Origin of the sequence: Gluconacetobacter sacchari, from assembly GCF_014174255.1 — a bacterium.
In the GTDB taxonomy this organism is placed as follows: domain Bacteria; phylum Pseudomonadota; class Alphaproteobacteria; order Acetobacterales; family Acetobacteraceae; genus Gluconacetobacter; species Gluconacetobacter sacchari.
The window spans coordinates 1-13,149 of the sequence record NZ_JABEQJ010000051.1 but is presented as its reverse complement, the minus strand read 5'-3'; the positions used below and the strand labels follow the sequence as shown (position 1 = coordinate 13,149).

General features: G+C 57.3%; 13 protein-coding genes and 2 pseudogenes. 10 read left to right on the top strand and 5 right to left on the bottom strand.

The features are described 5' to 3' along the window. The 4 genes from HLH48_RS21745 to HLH48_RS21735 form a co-directional block, all read right to left on the bottom strand. Positions 1-297 (bottom strand): helix-turn-helix domain-containing protein (locus HLH48_RS21745; protein ID WP_182999559.1); only part of this gene is annotated, 297 nt, incomplete at its 3' end. A gap of 21 nt (positions 298-318) precedes the next feature. Continuing rightward, complete coding sequence (locus tag HLH48_RS23430) at positions 319-603, bottom strand: Hachiman antiphage defense system protein HamA (protein ID WP_246387674.1); 285 nt, start codon at positions 601-603, stop codon at positions 319-321. 691 nt (positions 604-1,294) lie between these two features. After that, positions 1,295-1,465, bottom strand: a complete 171-nt coding sequence (locus HLH48_RS23935) for a hypothetical protein (RefSeq protein WP_456305421.1) — start codon at positions 1,463-1,465, stop codon at positions 1,295-1,297. 58 nt (positions 1,466-1,523) lie between these two features. Beyond that, positions 1,524-2,132: an alpha/beta fold hydrolase gene (locus HLH48_RS21735; protein ID WP_456305420.1), complete on the bottom strand. Its 609-nt coding sequence runs from the start codon at positions 2,130-2,132 to the stop codon at positions 1,524-1,526. Between HLH48_RS21735 and HLH48_RS23880 the strand changes: the two genes are divergently transcribed. Further along, the gene (locus tag HLH48_RS23880) at positions 2,131-2,322 is read left to right on the top strand and encodes a hypothetical protein (RefSeq protein ID WP_373320251.1); all 192 of its coding nucleotides are present in this window, start codon (positions 2,131-2,133) and stop codon (positions 2,320-2,322) included. The genes HLH48_RS21735 and HLH48_RS23880 overlap by 2 nt on opposite strands. Before the next feature lie 107 nt (positions 2,323-2,429). Here the strand turns inward: HLH48_RS23880 and HLH48_RS21725 are convergent. Beyond that, positions 2,430-2,870, bottom strand: a pseudogene (locus HLH48_RS21725) (IS3 family transposase); the annotation flags it as partial. 328 nt (positions 2,871-3,198) lie between these two features. Between HLH48_RS21725 and HLH48_RS21720 the strand changes: the two are divergent. The 9 genes and pseudogenes from HLH48_RS21720 (at position 3,199) to HLH48_RS21680 (ending at position 12,743) form a co-directional block, all read left to right on the top strand. Then, positions 3,199-4,833, top strand: a complete 1,635-nt coding sequence (locus HLH48_RS21720; protein WP_182999557.1) for a hypothetical protein — start codon at positions 3,199-3,201, stop codon at positions 4,831-4,833. A 668-nt stretch (positions 4,834-5,501) separates the two neighbouring features. Next, complete coding sequence (locus tag HLH48_RS21715; RefSeq protein ID WP_182999556.1) at positions 5,502-7,184, top strand: recombinase family protein; 1,683 nt, start codon at positions 5,502-5,504, stop codon at positions 7,182-7,184. A 177-nt stretch (positions 7,185-7,361) separates the two neighbouring features. Then, on the top strand, positions 7,362-8,585 hold the full coding sequence (locus tag HLH48_RS21710) for a tyrosine-type recombinase/integrase (RefSeq protein ID WP_246387672.1): 1,224 nt from the start codon (positions 7,362-7,364) through the stop codon (positions 8,583-8,585). A 14-nt stretch (positions 8,586-8,599) separates the two neighbouring features. Further along, positions 8,600-8,950 carry a helix-turn-helix domain-containing protein gene (locus HLH48_RS21705; protein ID WP_182999555.1) on the top strand — a complete coding sequence of 117 codons (351 nt, stop codon included), beginning with the start codon at positions 8,600-8,602 and terminating at the stop codon, positions 8,948-8,950. Further along, on the top strand, positions 8,947-9,369 hold the full coding sequence (locus HLH48_RS21700; protein WP_264812760.1) for a type II toxin-antitoxin system VapC family toxin: 423 nt from the start codon (positions 8,947-8,949) through the stop codon (positions 9,367-9,369). The genes HLH48_RS21705 and HLH48_RS21700 overlap by 4 nt, the downstream gene beginning before the upstream one ends. A 401-nt stretch (positions 9,370-9,770) precedes the next feature. Further along, entirely contained in the window at positions 9,771-10,199 is a 429-nt protein-coding gene (locus HLH48_RS21695) for a hypothetical protein (RefSeq protein ID WP_182999554.1), read from the top strand. Further along, on the top strand, positions 10,192-11,256 hold the full coding sequence (locus tag HLH48_RS21690) for a helix-turn-helix domain-containing protein (RefSeq protein ID WP_182999553.1): 1,065 nt from the start codon (positions 10,192-10,194) through the stop codon (positions 11,254-11,256). Before HLH48_RS21695 ends, HLH48_RS21690 begins: the two co-directional genes overlap by 8 nt. Positions 11,257-11,502: 246 nt before the next feature. Continuing rightward, positions 11,503-12,176, top strand: a pseudogene (locus HLH48_RS21685) (DNA methyltransferase). A 357-nt stretch (positions 12,177-12,533) separates the two neighbouring features. Further along, complete coding sequence (locus HLH48_RS21680; protein ID WP_182999552.1) at positions 12,534-12,743, top strand: transcriptional regulator domain-containing protein; 210 nt, start codon at positions 12,534-12,536, stop codon at positions 12,741-12,743. Positions 12,744-13,149 lie beyond the last annotated feature (406 nt).

Below are 13,149 nucleotides of genomic sequence, written 5' to 3'. Positions count from 1 at the left end.
CGCGATCTTTTCACGCAGCAGTTCACGCTCGATCATGACCTCGCCGAGCTTTGCCTTGAGGCGATCGCTCTCCAGCGTCTCGCCGTCGGTCTGACGTGTCGCAAGACTGGCCTCGCCTCCGGAAAGAAAGGCATCCTGCCATCCGCTCAGAGTTGCGGCCGTCACGCCCAGTTCGCGCGACACCCTCTCCAGATCCTCACCGCGCAGCAGACGAAGCACGGCCTCCTTCTTCCGGCGGCGTGACATCCGTCCACCATGCCCCGGTCGTTTCGCGTCGTTCTTCAGGTCGTTCCTCATCGTGACACCTCCGCACGTTCCTCATGTGCTTATCGAGTGTCTCAAAAAACCGGGAGGCGGGAGATCTGTGACGCCAGCGTAAACGCCATCTGCGCCATGATAATGCAAGCGGGTGTCGGTTTTCAGGTCCATTTTGCAGAGGATTTGTGGGAGCTTCAAAAAGCGCTCGGCAAGCAGAAACAGCAGCATCTCCCCGCCCTCGCCCGTGAGGGCAAGATCGGTGAAAGACCGTTTCGCTTCCTCGTGAAGCGCGGCCACTGCCTCGCCGCTGTTCCATCTCTCGTCCCGCGCCTTCGCGTCAGCCATTTTCGCGCGTGGGATGGCGTAATTGGTCACTGCGTTTCGCATAAACTCCGCGAGCCGGTGCGGATCGAAACGGCCATTCGCGTCGACTGTCAGGCAGTGACAGTGAATCTTTACTTGGTATCCATCGAGGACGGCGTCGCGCTCGACGAGCTCAAGGTGAACTTCGAGAGTCTCAGGATTGCCGGTAAGCGCGGCATTCAAATTCTCGAAAGTGATATTAGACAGGTCGTCCCCTCCAACGTCGCGACCGGCATACGATTAGCTTCCATGTTATAGGTTATTTGCCAAGCTGTGTCCCGAGGGTATTTATGATCCGGTTTGGGCCGAACAGCAAATCCAGCCCTGCCAAGCTTATCGAAGCGTCGGGGGGGCACCCATCGTGGGCCATAGGGTACGTCGTCGGTGATGCCGAAGGACGCCCGAAACGACAGGGGAAAGATGGGTAGATGCGTGCGGATGTCAGCGATTGACAAAACCTGCCGCTCGACACGTTGCGTGGAAACGGCACGAAAGTCCCAAACTCTGTCTATCGCGGTTCGCCCGACAATGTCGGCTTTCAGGCAACCGCCATCACCACTTTGATGTCTACCTTGACGGCGAATGCCGACCTTGCGCCTGCGCGGTAGCTGGCTCGATGGGGCAACGACGATCCTCGCTGCCCCCACGGTTCATGGGTCGTGGGGACGCGCGGCTACGCGTTCACGAAGGCAAGCAGATCGGCGTTGAGCACGTCGGCGTTAACCGTCAGCATGCCGTGGGAGAAGCCGGGATAGGTCTTGAACGTGCCGCTCCGCAGCAGTTCGATCGACTTGGGCGCCGAGCCCGCGGTCGGCACGATCTGGTCGTCGTCGCCGTGCAGCACCAGCGTCAGGACGGTGATGGCCTTGAGATCCTCGGTCTGGTCGGTCTCCGAGAAGGCCTTATTGCCGTGGTGGTTGCGCGAGCGCGCTGCCCTCCATGCCTTGTCGCCACCAGTTGCGGATGACTCCCTGGTGCACCGTCGCACCCTCGCGGTTGAAGCCGTAGAAAGGGCCGGACGACACGTCGAGGAAGAACTGCGCCCGGTTGGCGGCGAGTGCCGCACGGAAGCCGTCGAACACCTCGATCGGCAGGCCTTCGGGAATGCCCTCGGTCCTGAGCATCGACGGCGGCACCGCGCTGACCAGCACCGCCTTGGCCGTGCGGCCCGAGGGCTCGCCGTGACGCGCGACAGCGCGCGCGACCTCGCCGCCGCCGGTCGAGTGACCGATATGCACCACGTTCCGCAGGTCCAGCGCCTCGACCACCGCGAAGGCGTCGGCGGCGTAGTGGTCCATGTCGTGCCCGTGCGGCACTTGCACCGAGCGACCGTGGCCGCGACGGCCATGCGCGATGACGCGAAAGCCGCGCTCGGCGAAGAACAGCATCTGCGCGTCCCAGTCGTCCGACGAGAGCGGCCAGCCGTGGTGCAACGTGATTGGACGGCCGTCCTTCGGGCCCCAGTCCTTGAAGAAGATCTCGACGCCGTCTCTCGTCGTGACGAAGGGCATGGTGGCCAGCCTCCATGGCCGCGATCTTTTCACGCTGCAGTTCACGCTCGATCATGGCCTCGCCCCCGGAAAGGAAGGCGTCCTGCCATCCGCTCAGGGTCGCAGCCGTCACCCCCACTTCGCGCGAGACCATCTCCAGGTCCTCACCGCGCAGCAGACGAAGCACGGCCTCCTTCTCGCGGCCGCGTGACATCCGTCCACCCTGCCCCGGTCGTTTCGCGTCGTTCTTCAAGTCGTTCATCATCGTGACACCTCCGCACGCGGCTCACGTGCTTATCGGGTGTCTCAAAAAACCGGGAGGCGGGAGATGCCATAGGTCTCGTTTGAGCCCGCGCAGGCCGCACGCACATGCGCCAGGAGCACCATGTCCTCTCGTTGCCGTCGGCCGGCCGGGCGGGATCGCCATGCGAAATAGCCACTGGTGCTGACACCAGGGACGCGACACAAACGCTCGGCGGGGAATACTTCTTTCGCCTGATCGATGAACTTGAAGCTCATCGACTTCCCTCCCTGGCAAAAAAACGTAGCCCGTTTGAGAATGTCACGTTGCTGTTTCAGGATTTCGTTCTCACGCCGCGAGCGCTTGAGTTCTGCCGCCATATCGCCGGGCGCCTGAGCGTCCGCTCCAGGATCGCCGCTCGCCAGATCCCTCGCGCGACCCAGCCAGCACGTCGGGACGGGCCGCCCCCCTCAATCGTCCGCCACCACCCATCGCGTCCGACCGCTTATTCGCACCAGGCGAACCGCCTCATCCTCAAATTCTCGCGTAAAACGTCGTTACTTCGTCATGGATAGAGCCTTTGATGCTCACAACGAGCGCTGACCTTTTTCGAAGCAAGTCCATTCCACGCCTCCGCCAGACAGCCAGACGGCAAAGTTTCCATATCCCGCGACGCTCTCGTTTCCGCGCTATCAGCATTTGACCTTGAAACGGTTCTGGCTGTCTGCGATCGTTTTCTACCCCTGAGCTGCCCCGATGAGCAGAAGTCACCGGGCATTGCGTCAGACAGGACTCTGACAGTCACAACTGAACGGCATCGTTTAAGAAAATCGAAAGCTTCCCGCCATGGCCGCCAAACGCACTCAGAAGACGAGTTCTAAGTCCGCGAAAAAGAGCAAGGCCGCCATGGGAAATCCCTGGAGGAACTGGCACCTCAGCCTTCGTAGCGGCATGACTGCCCGTGATCTCAATCTCCGTCTCCAGGCAGTGCTGCTCACGGCAGAAGATTATCGCCATTGCCGCCCCAACTGGACCAGAACTTTCGGGGCGGCGAAACCCCTTGCCTATCAACCGAATGAAGAAGAGGAGAAGATGCTCATGCGAGCCGACCGTGAAAGGCGGTATCGCGAGACAACAATCACGACTTATCTCCGCCTGCAATATCTGCATGCACAACTGGCGCAGGCCCTCCTGGGAAGGCGATCCCAATCTGCGTCACGGCAGGCGAGGTATTATTTCGAGAAGCGGTTAATGTTCCTGAATAATCGCATGTCCCGGCTTCGGGATATGACAGGTCGCATTGGGTCACCAGATCCTTTCGATTTCGGTGCCAAACGCCGGCGAGTGAAGCCCCGTCTCTTGACACTGCCACACCTGACGCCGCGGCAAATGACCTTTATCGAATATGAAGAGCGGCGGCGAACCCTGCTTCTTGCCGGAGTCTATATTATCGGCCTGGCCGTCCATGTTGCGGCCCGCCTGATCGTCCGCCATGGCGATACGATCAATGTGTCCTGGAATCTGCTGGCGCATCTCTTTTCTGAAGCTATCGAACCCGGAAGCGGACGCAGTCTTTCCCACTATCTGATGGACGAAACGTCGCTTCAAATTCGTAATGATCTGGAGCGACTCATCACCATAACATTTCCCCTGAGCGAAGTACGCGACAAAAATAAAGTGACCAAAAAGGAATCCAGGTATCTGGGTCTAACGAGAAGTGTATTTACGGATCTGAAAAAATATTATCAGCCAGTGGCCGCCCAGTTAGGTGCCATGCATATTCTCGCCTGCCCCTGCACCCTGCCGATACGCCCGAATACCGGGCAATGGCCTTCTGTCATCTTGTGGAAAGGCGAGGCTCCTTCCCTGATGCGGGGTGGTTATACCCTTCTTGATGATCCGAACGACGCGGACATGACCTATGCGACGATCGGGCACGCGCTCGCCCTCGAAGAGATCTTGACCAGTCGGTCGTCCACCGCCCGTTCAAAAAGATGGAAACCCCTTCTCGAGAGGAAAGATCTCATTCAGCTGAAGGGCGATTTTCAGCCTGCCGAGGTGTCCGCCGATACCGGGAAAGTCTTCGAGGATGATTCGGGCTCTGTTTTTTACGACCCAATCTCCGGCAGAGACTACTTTGCAAGGAATCCGGACTTTCCGAATGAACCGAGAGAAGACACCTACAAGCGTGACGAGAACCAGCCTTTCCCTATTCCAGAGTATATTCCAGAACCTCCGGAGCCGGACGATCTCGAGACTCTGCCAGACCGTGAGTGCTCTGAGGAAAACCGGGGCCCGAACCCCGAACTGGACGGCGCTGCTTCTGTGTTCAACGATCATGACAGACGCTTTTTGAGTGCCAGAATTCCAATTCGGCTGCCACCGTTGCCGGAAAATGTGTTGGCGGCTGCGCTGGCGTATCAGGATTCAAACAAAAAACCTGAAAATAGTGTCCCGGAAAATCCGGACTCCAGCAGATAGATCCCACCTGCTTCTCTTCAGGCCGAACATAAGCCGCCTGGAGAGAAACAGTGACGTCTCAGTATTTTTCTTCCGCTCAGCCTTTCCCTGACCTGATCCCGGCGTCTGACTGTAACAGCGTCATCGGAATACCGAGCCGCCGCATACTCCCCTTGATCGGACCTGGCGAGGTCGTGCACCGCAAGGAAGGACGGCGGGCACGGGTATTGATACCGGCGAGCGCATGCCGACGATATCTCCAAAAGAACATGGCAGCTGACAAGACGCGCGGTACGCTCGCCGGGGACATCGAAACGGTCCTGCAAAATTATTATTGCATCCCCGCCCTGATAAAGATCGAATATGCGGCAAGCTTTTTCGAAGCGTCGCGATCTACGCTGAGACGCTGCATCTCGGACAATCTGATCACGAGCCTTCATATCGGTCGTAGTCACTACATTCTGTCGGAATCTGCGGCTCATCTTTTCCGACAGAGAGCTCCTGATCATGCATGAGAAAAAATCTCGGGATATGGATCGATCCCATCCGGAGCCTCCCGGGATTTCTCTACATCCGCTTCGTGCGCTCGCTAGAATTCTCGCACGCCAAGCGGCCCGAGAATGGTATGAGCGTGAGATCAGCCCCGATCCGGACGTTCGCCCACCGCCCCCCGACAGAAAGCTTCCGCCATGAAAGTTGCTCTTTATGCGCGTTACTCCTCGGACAATCAGCGGGATGCGTCCATTGAGGATCAACTCCGGGCCTGCCGCAGTTATGCTGACACACAGGGCTGGACGATCGTTGATAGCTATTCTGACCGGGCAATTTCCGGAGCGTCATTGATCCGCCCGGGAATCCAGGATCTCATTGCGGATGCCAATGCCGGTCGCTTCCAAATTCTCCTGACGGAAGCGATGGATCGTCTGTCCCGCGACCAGGAGGATATTGCCGGTCTGTTCAAACGCATGAGCTTTGGCGGCGTGAAGATCGTCACTCTTTCGGAGGGCGTTATCAATCATCTCCATATCGGCCTGACTGGCACGATGAATGCGCTCTATCTCAGGGAACTGGCCAACAAGACCCGCCGGGGTCTGCGCGGTCGTGTCGAACAGGGAAAATCCGGTGGCGGCCTGTCCTACGGCTATGACGTCGTCAAACAGCGCGATATCCATGGCGAGGCGATCTGTGGCGAACGCAGTATCAACCACGATCAGGCCCAGATCGTCCGCCGGATCTTTCAGGCGTATGCCGACGGAAAATCCCCCAAAGCCATTGCTCTGTCTCTGAATGCCGCAGGCCATCGCGGTCCCCTGTCGGGGGTCTGGAGTCCGTCGACGATCAATGGCAACCGGGAACGCGGCACGGGTATCCTCAATAACGAACTCTATATCGGCCGCCTGACCTGGAACCGCCTGCGGTACATCAAGGACCCGAGCACCGGGAAACGCGTCTCACGCCTCAACCCTGAATCGGAATGGACTCTTCACGACGTGCCTGATCTGCGGATTATCGAGCAAGATCTCTGGGATGCGGTCAAAGCCCGCCAGAGCAAAACGACCTGGTCGCAGAAATCGCGCGGGAGCGGCACACACCCTCTCAACGGCCTGCGGCGCCCCACGCATCTCCTGACCGGTCTGATCAAATGCGGCTGCTGCGGGGGTGGCTTTTCGATGATCTCACAAAATCATCTCGGTTGCTCGACGGCGCGCAACAAGGGCACCTGCGACAACCGCCTGACGATCCGGCGGGACGTGCTGGAGAAATCCGTGCTCAACGGCCTGCGCACGCAGATGATGGACCCGGGACTGTTCCATGAATTCTGTGAGGAATTCACCCGCGAGGTGAACCGACTGCGCATGGAGAAGGGCGCGGATCTGGCCACCCTGCGATCCGAGCTTCCCAGAATTGAGCGAGAACTCGACAAAGCCATTCAGGCCATTCTCGACGGCGTGCCGGGATCGCGCCTCAAAGACCGCATAGGTCAGCTCGAAGCGCGCAAGGCTGAGATTGAGGCGCGGCTGGTAGATGCTCCGCCACCGCCTCCCCTGCTGCACCCAAACATGGCGCGCCTCTATCGCGAGCGGATCGAGACGCTGCACGCGCATTTGCAGGATCCGGTCCAGGCGACGCAGGCTGTCGAGGCGATCCGGACCCTGATCACCCGGATCAAGCTCATCCCGGAGGACGGAATCCTGGCGATCTGGCTGGAGGGCGACCTTGCGGCAATGCTGGGTTTCGCGTCCCACAAGAGAAACGCGGCGAATCAGAAACGCGCCGCGTCCCATCCGGATCGCGACGTTCTTGATGCGTTTATGGTGCAGGATACAATGGTTGCGGGGGCAGGATTTGAACCTGTGACCTTCAGGTTATGAGTTCCAGTCGAATACTTACACTTTTGCCGCATGCATCCAGTTTTTCTACGATAAATGACGGTTTTTCTTACGTTTTTACTCGGAGCATGGTACACTCTCCTACGACTGGAATCGCCTGATTTCGCCCCCATATGATTCCTATTTGATTCCAGTGATTCCTGCCGAGGAGGGTTCCCCATGGTCAAGATCACGAAACGTTCCGTCGAGGCTGCCGCCAGGACCGGCAAGGAGTATTTCCTCTGGGATGACGAGCTTCGGGGCTTTGGTCTCAGGGTCCATCCGTCGGGCCGGAAAATCTACCTCGCCCAGTTCCGCGCGGGCGGGCGCATCCGCCGGGTCAATATCGGTCCGCATGGTCCGATCACACCGGATCAGGCCCGCACCGAGGCGATGAAGCATCTGTCCGATGTCCGGCTGGGCAGCGATCCCGGCGCGCAGCGCGACCGACTCCGTGCCGCCGCGACCATGAAGGAATTCGCCAAGCGGTTCCTCGCCGAACACGTCGCCTCGCACTGCAAGCCCTCGACACAGTACGAGTATCGTCGCTGCGTGGACCTGTTCATCACGCCGAAGCTGGGAACACTCAAGGTCATCGACGTGACCCGCGCCGATGTCGTCGAACTGCACCAGGGATTGAAAGAGACACCCTATCAGGCCAACCGGGTGCTGGGGGTGCTGTCGATCATGTTCACCCTTGCCGACACATGGGGCGTACGGTCAGACGGGATCAATCCGTGCTGGAAGGTCAAACGCTACAAGGAAGTGAAGCGCGAGCGTTACCTGACACCCGACGAACTGGCCCGGCTGGGCAAGGTACTCCGGGAGGCTGAGGGCGAGCCGAAAGCCGCAACCTGCATTCGCCTGCTGCTGCTCACCGGTTGCCGTCTGGGGGAAATCCAGACCTTGAAATGGAAGTATGTGGACGTCCGCGCGGGTGTCCTGCGTTTGCCGGATTCCAAGACCGGGGCCAAGGTCGTGCCCATCGGCAAGGCGGCGCTGGACGTGCTGTCGGACATACCCCGGATCGAGGGTAATCCCTATGTCATCACCGGGAAAGCGGACGGGCAGTATCTGACCGACATCCAGAAACCGTGGCGGCGGCTGCGCGCACGGGCCGGGCTGGACACGCTGCGCATCCACGATCTTCGCCATTCCTTCGCATCGGACGCGCTCCAGCTTGGCGCGGACCTGACCATGATCGGGCGGTTGCTGGGTCATACACAGGTGCAGACCACCGCACGTTATGCCCACCTCAAGACCGATCCCGTTCGCACCACCGCCAACAAGGTGGCGGACGCTATCGCCACCGCGCTCGGGGACGCAGCGCCAGAATACAGGATCAACCGGACCTCTGTTTCAGTCGATGCGCCCTTGGCGATATTGAATGAAACCGCTCTTTGAGATATATTTCCTCCATGAACGTGACACCTGACCAGATTCGCGCCGCCCGCGCCCTGCTGCACCTGCCGCAGGATGAACTCGCACGTCGCGCCCATGTTTCGGTCGTGACCATCCGGCGGCTGGAAAGCGAAGTCGGCGCACGGCAAGTGACACCGATCGTCCTGGACGGGGTCTGCCGGGCGCTGGAGCAGGCCGGGGCGGAGTTCATCCCTCACGGTGTTCGCCGCCGGAACGCCCCACGTGCCCAAGCGGATAGGCTTTTCGCGGATCTCCGTGCCATCAGTCTGCGCAGCGCCGAACGGTTGAAGGGACACGATATCCTGACCGACCACGATCTCTACGATGAGAACGGCCTGCCAGCGTGATCGTCATCGATACCTCGACGCTGGTGGCCATCCTGCGCAGGGAAGATGAAGCTGATGAGTTCCTACACCTAATCGCCGAGGCTGATCGCTGTCTACTCTCAGCCGTCAGTCTGCTGGAGACTAGTATGGTAATGGCCGGGCGAACCGGCGACGAGGCCACATGGCGGGATCTGGACGATTTGATCGAAGTCGCCGCCATCGAGATCGTGCCACAAGATGTTGAACAGGCGCGGATTGCCCGTAACGCCTTCCTGCAATTTGGAAAGGGGCGGCATCCGGCTGGTCTCAATTTTGGAGACTGCGCAAGCTATGCCTTGGCGGTCCTGCATGATGTGCCTCTACTCTTCAAAGGTGATGACTTTTCGCAAAGCGATATCTTGGATGCCAAGCATCGCCCTCAACACATTCGCGCAGACTGAAACAAAATCGTGATTATTCAATTTGTTATACATTGATTTAATTGGCGAAAAGCCATATGCCACTGATGTTTTGAGGTCCACATCAACGATCGCTCTCCGATTTTTTTCGCGCTGCCGGGAATGAATTTGGAATATTTTTTCTTGAAAAAGATAGGATTGGGGTATATCGAAAAAGTGGTCCTCACTGAGTCGGGTTTAGCCTTATGACATCGTCCAACAAACCTCCGAGTAAGTTGTTAAAAAAATCCCACGCAGCTCGCTGCTTACGTCCATTTTTTGGGCTCATACACGAAGCCGTAACAGAGGGTTATCGGGACTATGAGCGTCTCTACAGTGAGCAAGTTCGTGTGCATCGTACAAATACAACTAGGAGTTTGAGACGAGATCATATAGTCGATCGTTTGCGCAACAGTCTGCCATCTGAGTTCTTTTCTGTCGTTGAAACTGACGGAACAACCTATTTTGACACCCCATCTGGATATCGCATTGTATCACGAAAGTTAAATTCTTCTCTCAATATCGCGCAGAATTATACAGCACTTGCCAAAAACATACAGGCAAATAAACAGGCCCAAAATGGGGAGAATCGAGCCTATATTTATTTAGGCTATGTAGATCCTGCTGTACCCGGCGAGATACCGGAAGTACACTTTGTATGTCCGAAAGGCATCGGTGTTAGAGAAGCTTGGTCTATCCCAGTATTGCCGCCAGCAGACGCAAAAAAGAACGACAACATCGTCCGAGGGCCGGATCAGCCTTCACCATCTCAAGACGCAAAAAATTTGGTTCGTCCAAAACACAAAAAAGATACGACACGAAAGAATGGCTGACAAATTCAATTCTGAGATGCTTATCCTCGCTCGCACCGCCCGAGGAATGTCTCAGTCCGATTTAGCCTCGGCTTGCAAGATTGTAAGCCAAGGCACGATCTCGAAGATCGAAAGCGGGCTTTTAACTCCCACATCAGAAGCAGTACAGGCCTTCTGCGACACGCTAGGTTTCACTGAACGTTTTTTTTCTAAGCCCGCCGTCAGGACGGCTTTTCCGGTTTCTTACAATCGAAAGAAGCAGAAACTGTCGAAATCGTCCTACGAAGAGATCATCTCCAAATCGCGAATTATACGGTTAAGCATTGAGGATATGCTTAACTCTGTTGAAATTACACCGCAGCGGCGTCCGCTACCGTCTATTGATTTAGATGATTATGATGGAGACGTTGAAAGTGTTGCTCTAGCAATCCGTCAAATGTGGCAAATTCCGAGGGGACCAATTCCAGACGTAACGAGTATTATAGAAAGTTCCGGGATTATTGTTTTTCATATGGATTTTGGGACAAATCTCATTGATGGCTTTAGTCAGCATGCCGTTGATGGTTTCCCTCCCATAATATTTGTTAATACAAATGTGCCTCCAGATAGACTACGATTCACACTCTGCCATGAATTGGCACATTTGACCCTACATATTTTACCAAATCCCAATATGGAGATTGAAGCTGATCAGTTTGCTTCTGCGTTTCTAATGCCGAGAGAGGACATTATTCATGATCTTAACCGGTGTTCGTTCGAAAAATTTATGCGGCTAAAGCTATCATGGAAAGTCGCAATGTCTGCTCTCATCCGTAGAGCCAAAGACTTAGGAAAAATTTCTGATTCAAATTATAAATATTACATGATCGAAATGTCCAGAAAGGGATGGAGGAAGAATGAACCTGTTGAATTGAAAAACATTGACGAAAAACCAAAGCTAGCAAAGCAACTTGTTGTTACACATATTGAAGACTTGGATTATAAAAAAGAGGATTTAAAAGATATATTTGGGTGGAATGAATACAATATAGAAGAAATTTTTCATTTAGAAAAACCAAAATTGAGGCTAGTTATCTAGAATTTCTCGCCAAAACACTCACAAGAGCAAACGCGTAACGGGGAAGGAAGGCCCTTTGCCTCCCTTCCCCCAAATGCCGCCTACAGAGCGGCAGGGCCGCGCGACGACGCAGGGCTTCGCCCCGCTGGCGCGCAACCCGGCCACTCCCGCCGTCATTTGTCCCCAACTCTCCCACGCGGTCACCCGCCTCCGGGAAGCACGCAGGGTGCTTCCACCGGCGATTTTACCGGCAAAGGAGTCAGGGACATGACCGACAATGCGAATGGGGCCTTCCGTAATGTTATCCTTCACGGAGACAGCGTTTCCCTTATGCGGGCGATGCCGCGTCGCAGCGCGGATTTCATCCTCACCGACCCGCCTTACCTTGTGAATTACCAGGGCCGGGATGGGCGGACGGTACGCAATGACGACAACGCCGCATGGCTCCGCCCGCGTTCAACCAGATGCACCGGGTTTTGAAGGACGGCGGGTTCGCTCTTTCGTTCTATGCGTGGAACCGGGTTGACCTGTTCATGGCGGCCTGGAAGGCGGCGGGGTTTCGGCCCATTGGACATATCATCTTCCGCAAATCCTATGCGTCATCCGCTCGGTTCGTCCGCTACACCCACGAAGCGGCCTATCTTCTGGCCAAGGGTGATGCCAAACTTCCCCACCAGCCCATGCCGGATGTGATCGACATGCCGTATTCCGGCAACAAGCTGCACCCGACGCAGAAGCCCGTCGCGGCCCTGCTGCCTCGGGTTCATGCCTTCTGCCCGGCTGGCGGTCTGGTCATGGACCCGTTTGCGGGTTCCGGTTCATCGCTGGTCGCGGCGCAGCGTCTCGGGCGTGACTGGCTGGGCATGGAACTGGACGAAACCCACGCCGCCACCGCATCCCGGCGGCTGACCTACTGGGGCGAGAGGCGGACGGCGGCATAACCGCCCCCTTCTTTCCTCTTCCCGGCCCCAAACCGCGCCGATCCTCATGGATCGGCGGCGGGAACAAACGGCCCGATAGCCCGCGCGTACGGCGCTCGCCGGGCAAGCCCGGCTCGCATCCGTCCTTCGTACAGACCCGCATATCCTGCTTCGCCACAACCCATTTTTCGCCGTGACAACGCGGCGCTCCGCGCCGCGAGCAGCAGCGACCTTCCAGGCCACCTATCTTTGCGCCGCTTATGGCGCGGATCGTGCCACCTCGTGATGCGTCTTTCGCTCTATGCAAGCGGAAATCCGATCCCCGATCATTTTGAGTCCATCACGACATGCGGAAAACCCAGTGCAGGAGGCCACACCATGCCGACCAGCATCTGGCATTCGGAGCCCGATCTGCGGGCACTCGACCGCCTGGACGAGGTCGGGCTGGCCGGAGCCTTCATGCGCCGCTGGGACAGCTATCGCGACGACTACCGCGAGACTGTCCACCTCACGGGAGACAGCATAGTGCGAGCAGGAAAACAGTGGAACCGTTTCTGCGAACGATGGAGGCTGCGTTTTCCCGCATGATCCCGATATCCCCATCACCCGTATTCCCGTCGTCTGGAAACCCAACGCCACCAGCGGCATCATCACACTGACACCAGCGTTCGATCCGTTCGCGCCGCCCGCCCTGCCCGAATTTTCCGCGCTGGGAGAGGTGATCTTCGAAAAAACCGACGCAATAGGGCAAGTGGTCGTCCTGACCACACAAGAGGCGACATTCTCCCTCTCCCTGCATGGCGGCACCGCCGCTGTCAGGCGAAGTGAGCAAGTGACCCCCTGTCGCAATGAGGAACTGACCCCTCTTCGTTTTTGAAAGGGGCACCGATGACGGAAGAAGAGAGCATGATTTCCGCATTGTCTGGAACGATGCGGGGAACGGGGATGCTGCAACCCGAGGAAGTTGTCGCGATGATGCGGCTGCACGGGCTTG